17 protein-coding genes and 1 riboswitch are annotated in these 17886 nt (G+C 63.6%); of the genes, 4 read left to right on the top strand and 13 right to left on the bottom strand.

The annotated features are described in order from the left end of the window. From PSV33_RS00965 to fba, 3 genes are all read right to left on the bottom strand, one after another. Positions 1 to 490 (bottom strand): dihydropteroate synthase (locus tag PSV33_RS00965; protein ID WP_300557646.1); only part of this gene is annotated, 490 nt, incomplete at its 3' end. Positions 491 to 506: 16 nt separating this feature from the next. Then, positions 507 to 607, bottom strand: a riboswitch (S-adenosyl-L-homocysteine riboswitch). A 24-nt stretch (positions 608 to 631) separates the two neighbouring features. After that, positions 632 to 1540: a phosphoribosylaminoimidazolesuccinocarboxamide synthase gene (locus PSV33_RS00960; RefSeq protein WP_300557644.1), complete on the bottom strand. Its 909-nt coding sequence runs from the start codon at positions 1538 to 1540 to the stop codon at positions 632 to 634. Positions 1541 to 1624: 84 nt separating this feature from the next. After that, positions 1625 to 2689 carry a class II fructose-bisphosphate aldolase gene (gene fba, locus PSV33_RS00955; protein WP_300557642.1) on the bottom strand — a complete coding sequence of 355 codons (1065 nt, stop codon included), beginning with the start codon at positions 2687 to 2689 and terminating at the stop codon, positions 1625 to 1627. Between the two features lie 257 nt (positions 2690 to 2946). On the opposite strand from fba, the gene PSV33_RS00950 reads away from it, so the two are divergent. Next, positions 2947 to 3678, top strand: coding sequence for a phosphatase PAP2 family protein (locus PSV33_RS00950; protein WP_300557640.1), 732 nt, complete (start codon positions 2947 to 2949; stop codon positions 3676 to 3678). Here the strand turns inward: PSV33_RS00950 and PSV33_RS00945 are convergent. The 8 genes from PSV33_RS00945 to def form a co-directional block, all read right to left on the bottom strand. Continuing rightward, positions 3611 to 4489, bottom strand: a complete 879-nt coding sequence (locus PSV33_RS00945) for an alpha/beta hydrolase (protein WP_300557638.1) — start codon at positions 4487 to 4489, stop codon at positions 3611 to 3613. The genes PSV33_RS00950 and PSV33_RS00945 overlap by 68 nt on opposite strands. Before the next feature lie 88 nt (positions 4490 to 4577). Then, on the bottom strand, positions 4578 to 6011 hold the full coding sequence (pyk, locus tag PSV33_RS00940) for a pyruvate kinase (protein WP_300557636.1): 1434 nt from the start codon (positions 6009 to 6011) through the stop codon (positions 4578 to 4580). Between the two features lie 76 nt (positions 6012 to 6087). Further along, the gene (locus tag PSV33_RS00935; protein WP_300557634.1) at positions 6088 to 6969 is read right to left on the bottom strand and encodes a dihydrodipicolinate synthase family protein; all 882 of its coding nucleotides are present in this window, start codon (positions 6967 to 6969) and stop codon (positions 6088 to 6090) included. 116 nt (positions 6970 to 7085) lie between these two features. Next, entirely contained in the window at positions 7086 to 8279 is a 1194-nt protein-coding gene (locus PSV33_RS00930; protein ID WP_300557632.1) for a phosphoglycerate kinase, read from the bottom strand. Positions 8280 to 8435: 156 nt separating this feature from the next. Continuing rightward, the gene (locus PSV33_RS00925; RefSeq protein WP_300557630.1) at positions 8436 to 8765 is read right to left on the bottom strand and encodes an AzlD domain-containing protein; all 330 of its coding nucleotides are present in this window, start codon (positions 8763 to 8765) and stop codon (positions 8436 to 8438) included. Further along, positions 8762 to 9469 (bottom strand): AzlC family ABC transporter permease, encoded by a 708-nt coding sequence (locus PSV33_RS00920; RefSeq protein ID WP_300557656.1) that lies wholly within the window; start codon positions 9467 to 9469, stop codon positions 8762 to 8764. The genes PSV33_RS00925 and PSV33_RS00920 overlap by 4 nt, the downstream gene beginning before the upstream one ends. Before the next feature lie 38 nt (positions 9470 to 9507). Then, positions 9508 to 10491 (bottom strand): methionyl-tRNA formyltransferase, encoded by a 984-nt coding sequence (gene fmt / locus PSV33_RS00915; RefSeq protein ID WP_300557628.1) that lies wholly within the window; start codon positions 10489 to 10491, stop codon positions 9508 to 9510. Positions 10492 to 10527: 36 nt separating this feature from the next. Beyond that, entirely contained in the window at positions 10528 to 11049 is a 522-nt protein-coding gene (gene def / locus PSV33_RS00910) for a peptide deformylase (protein ID WP_300557626.1), read from the bottom strand. Positions 11050 to 11237: 188 nt separating this feature from the next. Between def and PSV33_RS00905 the strand changes: the two genes are divergently transcribed. From PSV33_RS00905 to PSV33_RS00895, 3 genes are all read left to right on the top strand, one after another. Next, a complete protein-coding gene (locus PSV33_RS00905) occupies positions 11238 to 12455 on the top strand; it encodes a LysM peptidoglycan-binding domain-containing protein (protein WP_300557624.1) in 1218 nt (405 codons plus the stop codon). Positions 12456 to 12525: 70 nt separating this feature from the next. Further along, positions 12526 to 13647: a DNA-processing protein DprA gene (gene dprA / locus PSV33_RS00900; RefSeq protein WP_300557622.1), complete on the top strand. Its 1122-nt coding sequence runs from the start codon at positions 12526 to 12528 to the stop codon at positions 13645 to 13647. 79 nt (positions 13648 to 13726) lie between these two features. After that, positions 13727 to 14251, top strand: coding sequence for a DUF494 domain-containing protein (locus PSV33_RS00895; RefSeq protein ID WP_300557620.1), 525 nt, complete (start codon positions 13727 to 13729; stop codon positions 14249 to 14251). A gap of 168 nt (positions 14252 to 14419) precedes the next feature. On the opposite strand, the gene PSV33_RS00890 is transcribed toward PSV33_RS00895, so the two are convergent. Beyond that, a complete protein-coding gene (locus PSV33_RS00890) occupies positions 14420 to 16891 on the bottom strand; it encodes a DUF1631 family protein (RefSeq protein ID WP_300557618.1) in 2472 nt (823 codons plus the stop codon). A gap of 27 nt (positions 16892 to 16918) precedes the next feature. After that, positions 16919 to 17872, bottom strand: coding sequence for a protein translocase subunit SecF (gene secF, locus PSV33_RS00885; RefSeq protein ID WP_300557616.1), 954 nt, complete (start codon positions 17870 to 17872; stop codon positions 16919 to 16921). Positions 17873 to 17886: the final 14 nt, after the last annotated feature.

Genomic DNA, 17886 nt, shown 5'->3' with positions numbered 1-17886 from the left:
CATAGGTGTCGGCCTGACCCTGTTCGTCGAAAGCCATGACCACGGCGGCGGCGCCATAACGCTTGAGCAGTTTGGCCTGGTGCTTGAAAGGCTCCAGTCCCTCCTTCATCGAGATCGAGTTGACGATGCCCTTGCCCTGGATGCAGCGAAGGCCGGCTTCAATCACGCTCCACTTGGAGCTGTCGATCATGATGGGCACACGCGCGATGTCGGGCTCGCTGGCGATCAGGTTCAGGAAACGCACCATGGCGGCCTGGCTGTCCAGCATGGCTTCGTCCATGTTGATGTCAATGATCTGTGCGCCGTTTTCGACCTGCTGGCGTGCCACGACGAGCGCGGCTTCGAAATCGCCGTTGAGGATCATGCGCGCAAAGGCCTTGGAGCCCGTGACATTGGTTCGTTCACCAATGTTGACGAACAGGCTGCCCGCGCCTATGGCGACCGGCTCCAGGCCGGACAGTTTCATGGGGGGAACTAGGATTTCGGACATTCACTTACCCTGGATGAGGAAGTGAGCGCCGTTGCAAAGGCAGCCGATGCGGCTGCTGTCACCCAAGCCTGACGAAACCGGCATCAAACGGGTCTCGCTGCAACGCTCCTTGGGTTGCGGCTATTTTAAACCAAGCGCCGGTCAGGCCGTCAGGCGGGTCAGTGCTTCCTGGTACTTGGCCGCAGTTTTTTCGACCACATCCTGCGGCACGCGCGGTGCGGGCGGTGTCTTGTCCCAGGGCTTGCCGTTGACCAGGGCCTGCTCCAGCCAGTCGCGCACGAACTGCTTGTCGTAGCTGGGCGGATTGGCGCCTGTGGCAAAGGCCTGCTCGTAACCTTCAATCGGCCAGTAGCGCGAGGAGTCGGGCGTCAGCACTTCGTCCATCAGGGTCAGCGTGCCGTTTTCGTCAAGACCGAACTCGAACTTGGTATCGGCAATGATGATGCCCTTGGTCAGGGCAAAGGCCGCCGCCTCCTTGTAGATGCGCAGGCTGAGGTCGCGGATCTGTGCGGCCAGTTCGGGGCCGACAGCCTTGACCACCTGCTCGTAGCTGATGTTTTCGTCATGCTCGCCCACCGCCGCCTTGGCCGCAGGCGTGAAAATCGGTTCTGGCAGCTTGCTGGCGTTTCTCAGGCCAGGCGGCAGCGGCACACCGCACACCGACTGGCTGTCCTGGTATTCCTTCCAGCCGCTGCCGGCCAGGTAGCCGCGTACCACGGCCTCGACCGGAATCGGCTTCAGCCGCTTGACCAGCATGGAGCGGCCCGCAACTTGCGGCAACTCGGCCGGGGTGACCACGCTTTCGGGCGTGTCCCCGGTCAGGTGGTTCGGACAGATATGGCCGAGCTTGCCAAACCAGAACAGGGCCATCTGGGTGAGAAGCACGCCTTTGCCCGGAATCGGCTCGCCCATGATGACGTCGAAGGCGCTGAGCCGGTCGCTGGCGACCATCAGCAGCCGGTCTTTGCCGACAGCGTAGTTGTCGCGCACCTTGCCGCGAGCGAGCAGGGGCAGGGAGGTCAGGGCCGAAGTGTGGAGAGCGAAGGTCATGGGATGCTTGCCAAAAGTAAAAAAGCCCGCTGGTAGCAGCGAGCTTTGAATTATCGCCAGTTCGACACGGCGAGGATTTCCGGGTTAACGCACCACCTGGGCCAGCTCGCCCCTGGCGTAGCGGGCAGCCACAAGCTGCAGCGTGTCACCCTTGATCTTCGCGCCCTGGCCTTCGCAGCCGAACTCGATGTAACGCTGCTTGCAGATGGCCTTGGCGGCCTCGCGCGCGGGTTTGAGCCATTCGCGAGCGTCGAATTTTTCAGGGTTCTCAGCCAGGAACTTGCGCACCGCTGCCGTCATCGCCAGACGGATGTCGGTGTCGATGTTGATTTTGCGCACGCCGTGTTTGATGGCTTCCTGGATTTCTTCCACGGGCACACCGTAGGTTTCCTTCATGTTGCCACCGTACTGGCGAATGACGGCCAGCAGGTCCTGCGGCACGCTGGACGAGCCATGCATCACCAGATGGGTGCTGGGGATGCGTTTGTGGATGTCCTTGATGCGATCGATCGCCAGGATGTCGCCGGTGGGCTTGCGCGTGAACTTGTAGGCGCCGTGGCTGGTGCCGATGGCGATTGCCAGCGCGTCGATCTGCGTCTGCTTGACAAAATCGGCCGCCTGCTCCGGGTCGGTCAGCAACTGCTCGCGGGTCATGGTCGCGTCGGTGCCGTGGCCGTCTTCCTTGTCGCCCTTCATGGTTTCCAGAGAGCCGAGGCAGCCAAGCTCGCCTTCGACCGTCACGCCCACCTTGTGCGCGAGTTGCGCCACCTTTTTGGTGACCTCGACGTTGTATTCGTAGCTGGCAATCGTCTTGCCGTCGGCCTCCAGCGAGCCGTCCATCATCACGGATGAAAACCCGAGGTCGATCGCACCCTGGCAGACGTCCGGGTTCTGGCCGTGGTCCTGGTGCATGACGAGCGGGATCTGCGGATACATTTCGATGGCCGCCTGGATGAGGTGCTTGATGAAAGCCTCGCCAGCGTATTTGCGCGCACCAGCGCTGGCCTGCAGGATCACGGGAGCGCCGGTTTCCTTGGCCGCTTCCATGACAGCCTGGACCTGCTCGAGGTTGTTGACGTTGAAAGCTGGAATGCCATAGCCATTGAGGGCTGCATGGTCCAGCAGCTCGCGCATGGAAACGAGTGCCATAAAAAATATCCCCAGGAAGGTTGAACGGATTCGGTGGATTCGGTAACTGACCGGTAACTTCTTTCATTTTACCCGTCACATTCGCCTGTGGCGCCCACAGGCGGGCTCTGGGCAGGCTTCCAGCGTCATCCTCGAGGGGGCAAAGGCGTAGGACAAGCCCGCTCGGGAGCGTCGCGCCTCTTTGCAGGCGCCGGCATTAAGGCTGACTTAAGGCGGACCGGGCTACCGTCAGCGCTTCTTGTGCCCAACTCGCCACCATGATCTCTCCCAGCCGTCCAGCCGTCTCCAGCCCGTCGCGTCTTTTTTTCTGGTCTGTTGCCAGCCTTCTCCTCTTGCTGGCCTGGGACGCTTCGGGACTGGACCTGACGCTGGCACGCTGGTTCGGGTCGGCCAGCGGCTTTGCGCTCGAAAACCACTGGTTCTGGCGCGGGGTACTCCACGACAACATGCGTCCACTGCCCTGGTTGTTTGAAGGGGCGCTGCTGATCGGTATCGCCCGGCCTGTCGGCCCCTTGCGGCACCTGCCTGCACTACGCCGTGTCCAGCTGGCCCTGACCACGCTGTTGGCGCTGCTGGTGGTCTCTGACATCAAGCTGCACAGCCACACCAGTTGCCCCTGGAGCCTGCGGGAATTCGGCGGCGTGGCCAGCCATGTCTCGCACTGGGCCTGGGGCGTGCGGGACGGCGGTGACGGTGGCTGTTTTCCGGCCGGTCATGCCTCCGCGGGTTTTGCCTTTGTCGGGGGTTTTTTTGCATTCCGGCATGCCCTGCCAGCCACCGCTCGGCGCTGGTTGCTGGGGTCCATGCTGGTGGGATTGCTGCTGGGTCTGGCGCAACAGGTGCGTGGCGCCCACTACATGAGTCACACCCTCTGGACCGCCTGGTTCTGCTGGGCCAGCGCCGCCACGCTGGACCTCGGCTTCACCTGGCTGGCCCGACTGACTTCACAAAAGCCGAGACCCGTTCAAGCACAGGCGCCCGGGCTCTGAGTACCGAGGCCATGGAGGCCACCAGGGTGACGTGGCTGACGCCGTCCAACAGTGCAGACTCCACATACACGCCACTGCTCTGGAGTCGCCGGGCCAGCGCGACGGTACTGCGCCGGGAATTGACCACACGGTCGTCGGCAGGCGCCAGCAGCAAGGCCGGAGGCGAAGCCGGCGACGCATGGAACAGCGGCTGGCTGTCGCCCGGCGTACGCGGCCAGTCAAAGGCCACCTGGGTCTGGCGGTCACCAATCGGCAGGAAATCGTAGGGGCCAGCCAAACCTATCCACCCCGCCAGACGCGACGGTTTCAGGCCCTCGGCCGCCAGCCAGCGCGGATCCAGCGCCACCATGGCGGCGTTGTAGGCACCGGCGCTGTGTCCCATCACAAAGATCCGGGCAGGATCAGCGCCATGTGCGTCCCCATGGGCGACCGCCCAGCCCACGGCGCGCGCACTGTCCTGCACAAATGCAGGATAGGAAAATGCGGGGCTCAGGCGGTAGTCCGCGATCACCGCGACGATGCCGCTTGCAGCCAGCGCCTCGCCCACAAAGCGGTAGTCGCCCCGCTCACCCGATGACCAGCTGCCACCATAAAAAAACACCACCATCGGTGCCGGGCCGATGACGTCCACAGGCTGATAGACATCCAGCCGCTGGCGCGGGTGGTCGCCGTAAGGCAGGCCCTGGGTGAGCCGATACGTGTCGGTGGAAACGGTGGCGTTGAGCAGGTCCACGGCCGAGCAGGCAGTGAGCAGTGCAGGCAGCATGGCCAACAGCGAGCGTCTTGGCACGGGAAAGTCTGTGGTGTTCATCGAACCGGTGATACGCACGCCCGGCTGCCTTGGATTCAGCGGGCACCGGCCTGGGACCCGCCCGCGCCGGTCTCATGGGGCCGCCCGCTCAGGCCACGCGGCAGATCTTGAGCATGTTGGTGCCACCAGGCGCACCCATCGGTTCACCACAGGTGATGGCGTACACGTCACCGCTTTGCACGATGTCGCGGCGCAGCAGGTGTCCTTCGGCCTGTTCCAGCGCCGTGTCCCGGTCGGCGCTGGTGTCCATCAGCAGCGGGCGCACATTGCGGTACAACGCCATCTTGCGCTGCGTCGCCAGTCTCGGTGTCAGCGCATAGATCGGCACACGGATGTCGTGGCGGCTCATCCACAGCGGCGTGGAACCGCTGTCGGTCAAGGCCACGATGGCTTTGGCGCCCAGGTGGTGGGCTGTGAACAGCGCACCCATGGCGATCGACTGGTCGATGCGCGTGAAGGTCTTGCCGCTGAAGTCGGCGTCCAGCGCCGTGTATTCGGCTTTTTCCGCTTCCAGGCAAATGTTGGCCACTTCCTCGATGGTCTCCAGCGGGTAATTGCCTGCGGCCGTTTCCGCGCTCAGCATCACGGCGTCGGTCCCGTCGAGCACGGCATTGGCCACGTCGCTGACCTCGGCGCGTGTCGGCACCGGGTTGAGGATCATGCTTTCCATCATCTGCGTGGCGGTGATGACCACCTTGTCCATGGCGCGGGCCATCTTGATCATGCGTTTTTGCAGCGCCGGCACGGCGGCGTTGCCGACTTCCACCGCGAGGTCACCGCGCGCGACCATGATGCCGTCGCTGACCCGCAGGATGTCTTCGAGGTTGGGAATGGCTTCGGCGCGTTCGATCTTGGCAATCAGGCCGGGCTTGTGTTTGTAGGGCGCGGCGGCCACATTGCACAGCTGGCGCGCCATTTCCATGTCGGTGGCGTTTTTTGGAAAACTAACCGCCACATAGTCCGCCTGGAAACTCATGGCGGTCCGGATGTCTTCCATGTCCTTGGCGGTCAGCGCGGGCGCGGTCAGGCCGCCGCCCTTTTTGTTGATGCCCTTGTTGTTGGAGAGTTCGCCGCCCAGCTTGACGGTGGTGTGGACTTCCTCGCCGCGCACCGCGTCGATGGTCAGCACAATCAGGCCGTCGTTGAGCAGCAGCAGGTCGCCGGCTTTCACGTCACGCGGCAACTCCTTGTAGTCCAGACCCACACCCTTGAGGTCGCCCGGCTCGGTGCGCGAGGCATCGAGAACGAACTTGGCGCCGGGCACCAGCAGGACCTTGCCCTCGGCAAATTTGCCGACGCGGATTTTCGGCCCCTGCAGGTCGGCCATGATCGCCACCTCGCGGCCGGCCCGCTGGGCGGCCTCGCGCACCAGCCCGGCCCGGTCGATGTGGTCCTGCGCCGTGCCATGGCTGAAATTGAGACGCACCACGTTGACGCCCGCACGTATCATTTTTTCAAGCAGCGCCGGATCGCTCGAGGCGGGGCCCAGGGTGGCAACAATTTTGGTGGCGCGGCGTGGCATGGATGTCTCCTGTAAGTTGAGGACGATTCTCACACGGAACCGGTTACAGGCCGGGTACACCGGCGCACTGCACTGGCTACAGCGCGCCCAGTTCGCGCAGGACCCGGCGCACCGTTTCCACGCCCTCCGGCGATAGCGGTGCCTGCGGCGCCAGGGGATGGCCGACCTCATACCCCTGGAGCACCAGGCCGGCCTTGATGCAGGCCGCCAGGTTGAACGTGGCAAACACCTGGTTGATGCTCCACAGCCTGCGCTGCAAGGCCATGGCCTCATCCCAGCGGCCGGCCTTGCACAGCTCATACAGCGCGATGCTCTGCCGGGGAACCAGGCAGGCCGGCCCGGCCATCCAGCCCGCGCCTCCGAGCAGCATCACGGTCGCAGGCACATGCGAGGACGCCGCAAAAACCTCCATCCGGCCCCCGACGACATTCATGATCGACAGCAGGCGCCCGGTGTTGAAGGAAGCATCCTTGATATAGCGAATATTGGGAATGTGGCTGAGCCGCTCGATGACCGGCAGCTTGAGATCGGAGCGCTGGAAGTTCGGATTGGTGTAGATCACCACCGGCAGCGACACGGCATCGGCAATCGCCTTGAAGTACTGGTAAACACCTTCGTCGTCCACCGGAAAATACGCTTCCAGTACTGCCAGGATACCGTCGCAGCCCATGCGTTCGTACTCCCTGGCCTGGCCGACGGCGTCGACGATGGTGGTGGCCGCCACACCGGCCACCACTGGCACCTGGCGGCCAGCCGCCTGCACCACCACCTCCACCACACGGCGCCGCTGCGCCGGGTTGAGGTAGGCAAATTCGCCGGTCGACCCCAGGGGCGTCAATCCATGCACGCCGGCCGCTATCAGGTCCTGACAAAGGCGCGTCAGGACCTGCGCGTTGACCTCTCCGTCGGCGTCAATGGGCGACACCAGATAAGGGAAAACACCGTGAAAATCCGTCATCTGCAAACTCCGGTCAAGTAGCCGTGGATTGGGAGAATTTCAAGAAAAAATGGCCTCCAGCACTTTCCCTGATTGCGGAAGTAGCTATACTTTTAATAGCAAAACAGCACGCCGATTCAGCTCGTCGCCCGCTTCTGCAGGATCTCGAAAGCTGGCAGGGTCTTGCCTTCCAGCACTTCGAGAAAGGCGCCGCCGCCGGTGGAGATGTAACCCACGTCTTTTTCAATCCCGTATTTGGCAATGGCGGCCAGCGTGTCGCCGCCACCGGCAATGCTGAAGGCGGGGCTGGCGGCAATCGCCCGCGCAATTGCTTTCGTGCCGCCCTCGAAGGCGGCAAATTCGAACACGCCCACCGGGCCGTTCCAGACAATGGTGCCGGCGGCCATCAGCTGATCGGCCAGCTTTTTCGCGGTTTGCGGACCGATGTCCAGGATCAGGTCGTCGTCTGCCACATCGGTGGCAGCCTTGACGGTGGCGGGCGCATCGGCGCTGAAGGTCTTGGCAGTCACCACATCGGTCGGCACAGGTACCTCGGCGCCGCGCGCCTTCATGGCCGCCATCACCGCGCGGGCTTCGTCGAGCAGTTCGCGTTCCGCCAGGCTTTTGCCGATCGGCAGGCCGACGGCCAGCATGAAGGTGTTGGCAATGCCGCCGCCCACAATCAGCTGGTCCACCTTGCCGGCCAGCGCCTGGAGAATGGTCAGCTTGGTCGACACCTTGCTGCCGGCCACGATGGCCACCAGCGGGCGTTTCGGATTGGCCAGGGCCTTGGAGATCGCATCCATTTCTGCCGCCAGCAGCGGGCCGGCGCAGGCCACTTTGGCAAACTGCGCGATGCCGTAGGTCGAGGCCTCGGCACGATGCGCGGTGCCGAAAGCGTCATGCACAAAAATGTCGCAAAGCGCGGCCATCTTGCGGGCCAGCGCCTCGTCGTTCTTTTTCTCGCCCTTGTTGACGCGGCAGTTCTCCAGCAACACGAGCTGGCCGGGCGCCACCTCCACGCCATCAACCCAGCCGGACTTCAGCGGCACCTCACGCTGCATCAGTTCGGCCAGGCGCGCGGCCACCGGTGCAAGGGAGTCTTCGGGCTTGAATTGCCCTTCGGTCGGCCGGCCCAGGTGGGAGGTCACCATCACCGCCGCGCCGGCGTCAAGGGCCATCTGGATACAGGGAATCGAGGCGCGGATGCGGGTGTCTTCAGTGATGTGGCCGCTGTCGTCCTGCGGCACGTTGAGGTCGGCTCGAATGAAAACACGCCGACCCTTGACAAGTCCCTGGGCGCACAGATCGGAGAAGCGGATGAAGTTCATGAAAACTCGCAGTGAAGGGTTGGGTCAACGCGCCCAAGCCTCAAATTGTAGGTGCACCCCCTCGGGGAGCAGCGGACGCTCATGGCCTCGCCTCCTTCAAGCCAGGGCCGCGGAACCGGCTTTGCCGCGCCGTACGCGAAGCGACAAGCGTGGGGGCTACCAATTCAGGCCAATATGCAGAGGCAGGTAAACCGCCATGCCGGCGATGATGGTGCCCAGGACGCCCCGGCGCCAGACAAACCAGGCCACGCCGGCCAGCGCGGCGAACAGGCGGGCGTCCCGCCAGGTGTGAATCAGCTGGCCCTGCGTCATCACGATCTCTGGAATGATGACAGCCGACAAGGCCGCGATGGGCGCATAGTGAAGCCCCCGCTGCACCCAGGGCGGCAGGGTCCAGGGCTTGCTGGACATGAAAAAAAACGAGCGCGTGATCACCGTGACCAGCGCCAGTCCCACGATGGTGAGCACTGTCCAGGCGTCGGTCATGCCGCCCCCTTTGTTGTCGGCAGCGACGCCGGGGGCGCAGCAGGTTTTTCCAGCATCAGGCAAACCGCCACCGCCGCCGCTATCGCGACCAGGATATTGAGCTTGAGCGGCAGGGCGAAGGCCGCCACTGCCGCTGCGCCGGCCACACCGGCGGACACCACACGCAAGCGGCTGCTTGCCAATGAAGACATGACGCCCAGCAAGGCCAGGATGCCGGCGAAACCCAGCCCCCAGGACAGAGGAATCGCATTGGCCAGGGCAATGCCCAGCAGGCTGGGCACCACCCAGCTGATCCAGGTCAAGGCACAGTTCCCTGCCAGATAGGCCTCCTGGGCCCGCAGAGCTTCCCGATCCTCGGGCAGCGCCGGATGCGGGTGGCGGTTGGTGAACATCACGTAACTGAGATCGGCCGTGAAATAGCCGCTGGCCAGGCGCCGCCAGAGCGGCTGGTGCATGAGGTAAGGCCGCAGGTGGGCGCTGAACACGACAAAACGCAGATTGACGCAGGCCGCGGTGGCCAGAATCACCCACATGGGCGCGCCGGCAAGAATCAGCGGCACGGCTGCAAGTTGGGAGCTGCCGGCAAACACGATCACCCCCATCAACACCGCCTCAAACAGGCTCATCCCCGACTTGACCATGGCCACGCCTGTCATCAGGCCCCAGGCAGCCGTGCCGGCGGCAGCGGACGCCATGTCGCGCATGCCCTGGCGAAACTCGGGATGCCGGAACAGCGGCGCCGTCAAGCGGTCTTCTCCGCCGGGGCCTGAAACACCACGCCGGGCTGCAGCGCAAAACCACGGACGAACTCGGCGGCATCCAGCGGCTTGCCACCGGGCTTTTGCAGCCGGGTGGCGCGCAACACGCCGTCGCCAGCGGCCACGTCGACGCCTTCCGGGCTGACGGCGAGAACCTGGCCGGCAACCGCCGCTTCGGGTCGCCGGACACCGGGCAACACCACGGCCTGCCAGAACTTGACCGTGTCGCTGCCCAGCGCGCTCGCCGCGCCCGGAAAGGGATTGAAGGCGCGGATCCGCCGCTCTATCACCGTGGCGCTTTGGTGCCAGTCAATGGCGGCCTCGTGTTTTTCGATTTTGTGTGCGTAGCTGATGCCCTCCCCGGGTTGCGGCACGGGCCGGAGCCCGCCGCAGGCCGCGAGTTCCAGTGACTCCACCACAAGCCGGCCTCCCAAGGCGGCCAGTTTGTCGTGCAGGGTGCCGGTGGTGTCCCCGGGGGCGATCGGGAGTTTTTCAACCAGCAACATGTCGCCGGTGTCCAGCCCGGCGTCCATTTGCATGATGGTGATGCCGGTCTCACTGTCGCCGGCCTCGATGGCGCGGTGAATCGGTGCGGCGCCGCGCCAGCGCGGCAGCAGGGAGGCGTGGATATTCAGGCAACCCAGCCTCGGCATGTCCAGCACCCACTGCGGCAGGATCAGGCCATAGGCGGCGACCACCATGGCATCGGCATGGGCCGCTTCCAGCGCATCGCGCGCGGCCGCGGCGTCTTCGGCGTATTTGCCATCAAGCCGCAGGCTGCGCGGCTGCGCCACCGGGATCTGTTTTTCGAGCGCAAACTGCTTGACGCTGGAGGCCTGCAGCTTCATGCCGCGGCCGGCCGGCCGGTCAGGCTGGGTCAGGACAAGGGGGATTTCAAAACCAGCAGCATGCAGCTGCACGAGGGCCACACGGGCGAATTCGGGGGTACCGGCAAATATGACGCGCATCGACCCATTTTCGCCCATGCGCAGGGCGCGCCATGGTCAGCGCACCAATTCGCGTTCTTCGTCTTTCTTCTGCTTGATCATCTTGGTCTTGATACGGTTGCGCTTGAGCGGCGAAAGGTACTCGACAAACACCTTGCCCATCAGGTGGTCCATCTCGTGCTGCACGCACACCGCCAGCAGGCCTTCGGCGCTGTGGGTCTGCGGCTTGCCGTCCAGGTCCAGCGCCCGCACCTTGATGGCGCTGGCACGTTCCACGCCGTCGTAAACACCAGGCACGGACAGGCAACCTTCGTCGTTGACCTGGGTTTCGGGGCTGGACCAGGTAATTTCGGGGTTGATCAGCACCAGGGGTTGGTCCCGACCCTCACTGACGTCGATCACGACGACTCTTTCGTGCACATTGACCTGGCTGGCGGCCAGGCCGATGCCCTCGGCGGCATACATGGTTTCCAGCATGTCGCCCACCAATGTGCGGGTGCGTGCGTCCACCGCCGCCACGGGCTTGGCAACGGTGTGCAAACGCGGGTCAGGGTAACGAAGAATGGTCAATTGGGTCATGGTGGCAGGCAATCAGATGTCGCTATTTTCGCTAATTTTCGCCATTTTTGAGCATCCGCGCTGTCGCGAAATGGCATATTCGTTGCCTAATCAAGGGCTTAAGTACAAAATCGCTAGTGATTTATCAAGATACAAACACGGCGTCCGGCCTTGATGACCAAGGCCGCGCCAGCCCCAAGGGCCTCAAGATGCAATATATTTTTGGTCGGTTCAGTCAGATTTCAATAGCGGCTGCCCTGCTGGCATCCACGGCGGGCCTGCATGCCCAGAATTTCCCGATCACCGCCGGCCAGAAGGCCACGGCCAACCAGGTGGCCCAAACCGGCGTGCCGCTCAGTGACCTGGTCCCCAACGCACCCGACGAATACACCGTCAAACGCGGTGACACCTTGTGGGCCATCTCGGGCATGTTCCTGAAAACCCCCTGGCGCTGGCCCGAGTTGTGGGGCATGAATCTGGACGACATTCGCAATCCGCACCGGATTTACCCCGGCCAGCAGCTCTATCTGGACAAGACCGGCGGTCGCGCCACCTTGCGGGCCCGGCGCGCGGGCGACGGTGACGGCCAGCCCGGCACCGTGCGGGTATCGCCGCGCACGCGTTACGAATCGCTGGCCGATGCGGCCATCCCGACGCTGTCGCCTCAGGCCATTGAACCCTTCCTGTCGGAAGCCCTGATTGTCGACGAAGCCGCGTTTTTGACCGCGCCGCGCATCGTGGCCGCCCAGGAAGGCCGGGTCTTGCTCAGCCGTGGCGACCGCGCCTATGCCCGCGGCCTCTACAGCAGCAAGGACACCGGCAAGCCGCTGAGTACCGCCAAAGGCGAGCCGCTGGATTACCGGGTCTTCCGCAATGCGACAGCGCTGAAGGACCCCGCCACCGGCGAGATCCTGGGCTACGAGGCGCAATTTCTCGGCAAGGCCGAGCTGGTACGCGGAGAGTCCACCGCCAGCGTGAAGGGCAAAGACGGCAAGCTCGTCGATGAGGTCGTTCCGGCCACCATCGACATCCTCGTCGCCAAGGAGGAAATGCGCGTTGGCGACCGGCTGGTGCCGGAACCGCCGCGCGAACTGCTCAGTTATGTACCGCGCGCGCCGCAGACCCCCGTGGAAGGCCAGATCGTCTCGATCTACGGCAGCGCGGTGCGGTATGCGGCGGGCAACCAGGTCGTGGTCATCAACCGCGGCATCCGGGACGGTCTGGAGCGGGGCCATGTGATGGCGATTTTGCGAAGCGGAGAACGCATCACTGACCGCACCGACTCCGCCAGAACACAGATCAGGCTGCCCAACGAACGCAACGGCTTGCTGATTGTCTTCCGCACTTTCGAAAAGCTGTCTTACGCCCTGGTGCTGGAAGTCACCGAAGGCGTGAAAGTGGGCGACCGCTTCGAAAATCCGAACTGAGCGTCAGCGCCGGCGTATGCAGACCGTCTGCATGACTTCCCTTGCCGCCTCCACCTGAATGCGGCCCGCTATGGATGTCGCTGAACTCGGTGCCTGGTTGCGCCTGTCACTGACCCCGGGTATCGGCAACGCGGGAGCCCGCCAGTTGCTGGCCGCTTTCGGGTCGGCCCAGGCCATTTTTGAACAAGACGCCAGCACCTTGCGGCAGCTCGGTTCCGACCGCCTGACCGACGCGCTGCTGTCCGAGCCCGTGACCCTGGCCGGCCAGCTTCAGACCACGCTTGACTGGCTGCAGGGCGCAGACAACCGGCGCGTTATGACGCTGGGCGACGCGGGTTACCCGTCACCACTGCTCGACATCGAAGACCCCCCTTCCATGCTATATATGCTGGGAGCCCCTGACCCATGGGCGCCCGACGCTACAAATAAAATAGCGACTTGCCTCGCTATCGTGGGCAGCCGGAACCCAACGCCGCAGGGGGAAAGCAATGCCCGGCAATTTGCCCGGGTGTTCGGCGAGGCCGGCCTCTGTGTGGTGTCCGGGCTCGCGCTCGGGGTCGACGGCGCCGCCCACGATGGCGCCCTGCTCGGCGGCGGCACCACGCTGGCCGTGGTTGGCACCGGGCTGGACCGGGTGTATCCGAAGCAGCACCTGGCGCTCGCCCACCGCATTGCGCAGCAGGGTTTGATCATCAGCGAGTTCCCGCTGGGGACACCGCCGCTCACTGCGAATTTCCCAAAGCGAAATCGCCTGATCTCCGGCCTGTCACAAGGCACGCTGGTGGTCGAAGCGGCGCTCAAGTCGGGTTCACTGATCACCGCACGCCTGGCCGCCGAACAGGGCAAGGACGTATTCGCCATCCCCGGTTCCATCCACTCCCCGCAGTCACGCGGCTGCCACGCCCTCATCAAACAGGGCGCCAAGCTGGTGGAGTCCGCCCAGGACGTGCTGGAAGAGTTGAACCTGCCCGGGTTTTCCGCTGCTTTGACCGCAAGCGCAGAGGCAGATGATCAACCCGCCGATAAACCCTTGTTCGCAGCGATGGGCTTCGAGCCTGTCAGCCTCGACGCCCTGCAGGCACGCACCGGGCTGGCAACAGCCGAGTTGCAGGCCCGTCTGCTGGCGCTGGAGATGGCAGGAGAGGTTTCCAGGCTGCAAGGCGGGCTGTTTCAGCGCATGGCGCGGGGTTGACGCCTGCGGCTACGTTGGGCCAAGGGCCTTCGGCCACGTACGAGGGCCGCGCCGTTCCCAACTGCGTTATATTGGATGCATGTTTGAAGTACTGGTGTACGTTTACGAGAATTACTGGCAAGGCGACGCCTGCCCCGAGCTGCACCAGCTGAGCCGCAAACTCACGGCGGTCGGTTTTGAGGCAGACGAGATCCAGGCCGCACTGGTCTGGCTCAACGGCCTGAACATCGCTGCGCAGAACACCCAGGTGGGCATGCCTGCCGCCTCGCCGGCCAGCGTCCCTCCTGCCCCGGCGGCATCCAGCACACCACCCGGCTTCCAGGCCCAGTCGGCCGGCAGCCTGCGTGTCTATTCGGTGGCAGAGCAAGACCACCTCGGCGCCCAGGCCCTGGGTTTCGTCAGTTTCCTGGAATCCTCGGGCGTGCTGCCGTCACACATGCGCGAGATCGTGATCGACCGGGCGATGGCCGCCCCGGGAGACCCGCTTGCGCTGGATGATCTCAAGATCATTGTGCTGATGGTTTACTGGAGCTTTGGCGAAGAACCCGATGCATTGGTCCTGGACGAACTCTGCGACGACGCAGACTTCCGGGTGGCGCATTGATTACCGCCCCCCACGTTCGCTCGCTGCGTGGGTTCGGAAGAAAATTGATTCGCCAAACCGCTTGACGGGCCCCTTCCTCACCCGCCGGGGGCCGCGGATCTGGCTTCGCGCAGCGGCCCCCTCGGGGGGCATGGAGCTACACGCAGTGAGCGACCGTGGGGGCCATATTCAACCCAGCAGGCGCTCCGGATTGGCATCGAGTTTGGCCAGCGCGTCACGGGTGGCGCGCACCGTGAGTGCTTCGTCTTCGGTCGGCACGAGCAAGCCGGCCTGCAAATAGGCCGCCAGACGGCGCGCCTGAATCAGGAAATTGCGGCCGTCCGTCGATGCAAACAGGTTCAACTGCTTGCGGTCACTGCGCCAGGCAAACTGCACATGACTGACCTGGCCATTGTGATCCAGCGTGAACCATGCCCCGAGTTGCAACTCCTGCGCCCAGGAACGCATGGCGTCGCTGGGCTGGCTGCCGCCATCGGCAATCACTTCGATCTCCGAGGCATCAATGCCAATCATCATGACCAGGTTTTCAGTGTCCAGCGGCAGGTCACCAACATCCTCGTCCGACAGGTAGTCCTCCAGATTCGCCAGCCGCTTGGACATCTCTTCGATGCGCTCCATGGAAATGGCATCGGTCTTGGACATGAAGGCGTCTGCCAGCGTATCACTGATGATTTTCAGATGCTGATCCTGCACCGGGAGGCTCATGCCGAGCATGGACATACCGGATCGGAGCAGGCGCAGCAGCGTGGGCAGATCGGCGATGACGCGCGCGCGGTCATTGCGGTTGGGTTTGGCGCTGGCTGCCCAGACCAGGTCGGCTGCAGCCTGCTTGAGCGTGATCGTTTCCTTGTGCTGCGGCCCGTTTTTCATGGCCGCGATGGCCAACACCTCGGCCCAGATCTTGAAAAGGAACTCACGAATCTCTTCGCGCACCGGCATGTCGTTGAGCATGCTGCGCATCTCGATGGTGTACTGGATGGCCATGGTTTCCTTCTGTTCCATCTGCTGGGCAACACTCACCACGCGCGCAGTGCTGCCCTGTCCGGACAGGAACTTCGACAGGAATTTCTGGAACTCGTCGTACACCAGCTGGAACACCCGCCTGCCAGTTTCAGGATATTGCTCGATCACCTGCACGATGCGCTTGATTTCTATTTCCAGCGCACCGCCCGAGATCGTCGCATCAAAGCCAAGCACACAGGAGCCCATGCGGTCGATCAGCCGGCGGGCCGGATGCTGCAGGGACCCAAAAAACTCGGGTTCTGAAATCGCAACGCGCAGCACCGGCATCTGCAGCCTGGCGAACCACACCCGCACGGCTGGCGGAATGCGGTCTTCCGCCAGAATGCTCTGGAACATGAGCGCCACGATTTCGATCGTGGCTTTTTCACTGGACGTGCTCGCCGCCTGCTTGAGGTCGCTGGTGCGCTGGCGCAAAGCGCCTGCCGCCTGCTCCACATCAACGGCACCGTAAACCTGACCGGGAGCATCGACGAGGGTGCCTTCATAGGCATTACCCGTCGCGGCTCGCGTTTGCACCCTGGACAGGGCCTGCGCCAGCTGGGGCGAGGGCTGATTGGCGTGGGTGTGATCAAAATCAACGGCGTGATCGGATAACAGGCGCTTGAGGTGCCCCATCACTCCCTGCGCCCGCATGCGCGCCCGCGCCAGGGGCGATGTCCCGGTCTGCATGCGCGTCTCGTCGTGGATCGCTTCCCTGGCTGCAGCAGAGTTCCCCGTCCCGCCGGAAGCGTTACCGCCGCCGCCATGCCCTGACCCCGACCCCGACCCCGACCCTGACCCTGACCCCGAACCCGATCCTGATCCTGATCCTGATCCTGATGCTGATCCCGAACGCCCACCACTCGCCCCCCCGCCGCCACCGCCGGCTCCTCCGGACGAGCCCGTCCCGAACGCCTGCTGTCCCGCCGGTTCCGCGTTGCGGTTGCCTGACGGCTTGGTCTTGGCGCGAACCGGTGGCGGGTTGCTTGCAGAAGGTGTGCGCTTGACGAGTGCGCGAAGATCAATGTCCACCATCACGTTTTCCTTGATCAGGAATTCGTTGGCGGCGCGGTAGGCCTCCAGCAGATGCGCGGTCAGCTGCTGCTGGATCAGGTCCTGCACCATCAGCCAGACCTCGCGCGACAGCGGCGCCAGGGTCCATTGCTCCACCATCTTCTGCGAGAGGACTTCGGGGCGGAGAATGTCTTCCTTGGCGAGTTCGGAAACCCCCTCAAGGCTCTGGACGCGCAGGCGCAGGTCGTTGAGTTCCCAGCTGGCGCTGTCCAGCAGGCGCAAGGCAAGGCGGGAGGCAAGAATCCTGTTCTCCATCACCTCGTTGCCCATCAGCTCGAATTTGCCGGTATCGACCGCCACGCCAAGCGGCGCGGCTGTCGGGAGAAGCGCATTTTTCCATGCAGTGATGGTGGCGTTGACCCAACTCGCTTCCGAGCTCTGAAAGGACAGCCAGGCGTCACGGCGGTCCTGCATGTCGCGGGCACTGCCGCTTTGCTCGGTCAGGGCAGAGAGCTTTTGCCTGATGGCGCCGGCCAGCTCGGGCAGGATGCGCGCGGCGTGGATCACAAACCGTTCGCGCGCCTGCCGGGCAAGAAGAAGGTCTCTTTTGGTGTTTGCGGCCACGTCCGTGTATGTGTTGGTGCGCTTTGCCTAAACCGTTGCGCCGGCATTCGGATCGTTGGGATCCTCTTCCTTTTTCCCCGAGGACTTGACAAGGTCTTCGCGCTTGATGCCCAGCCACATGGCAATCGCCGCGGCCACAAACACCGAAGAATAGATGCCAAACAGGATGCCGATCGTGAGGGCCAGCGCAAAATAAAACAACGTCGGTCCGCCGAAGAGCAGCATCGACAACACCATGATCTGCGTCGAGCCATGCGTGATGATGGTGCGGCTGATGGTGGAGGTGATCGCGTTGTCGATGATCTGCACGGTGTTCATCTTGCGGTAACGGCGGAAATTTTCACGAATCCGATCGAAAATCACCACCGATTCATTGACCGAGTAGCCTAGCACGGCAAGCACGGCAGCCAGCACGGAGAGCGAAAACTCCCACTGAAAAAATGCGAAGAAGCCGAGAATGATCACGACGTCATGCAGGTTGGCAATGATGGCCGCCACCGCGTACTTCCATTCGAAGCGAAACGCCAGGTAAATCATGATGCCCACCACCACCATGGCCAGCGCCTTCAGGCCATCCTGGGCCAGCTCCTCGCCGACCTGGGGGCCGACAAACTCGGTCCGCCGCAGGGTGATCTGGGGGTCATCGGCCTTCAGCGCCGTCATCACCTTCTCGCTCTGCTGGGCGGTGGTCACGCCTTTTTGTGCGGGCAAGCGGATCATCACCTCGCGCGCCGTGCCGAAATTCTGCACCTGCACATCGGTAAAGCCCAGCCCCGCCACCGTGCCCCTGACCTTTTCAACGTCGGCGGGCTGCGAATAGCTGACCTCCATCACCGTGCCGCCCGTGAATTCCACCGACAGGTGCAGGCCACGTGAAAACAGGAAAACCACGGCCAGGACAAAGGTCGTGAATGAAATCACATTGAAGATCAAGGCATGCCGCATGAACGGAATGTCTTTGTGGATTTTGAAGAATTCCATGGCGTTGTCTGTCC

The sequence above is a fragment of the Polaromonas sp. genome, assembly GCF_029945895.1.
In the GTDB taxonomy this organism is placed as follows: domain Bacteria; phylum Pseudomonadota; class Gammaproteobacteria; order Burkholderiales; family Burkholderiaceae_C; genus Polaromonas.
The sequence above is the reverse complement of the archived record's forward strand: the minus strand, read 5'-3'. Positions and strand labels throughout refer to the sequence as shown.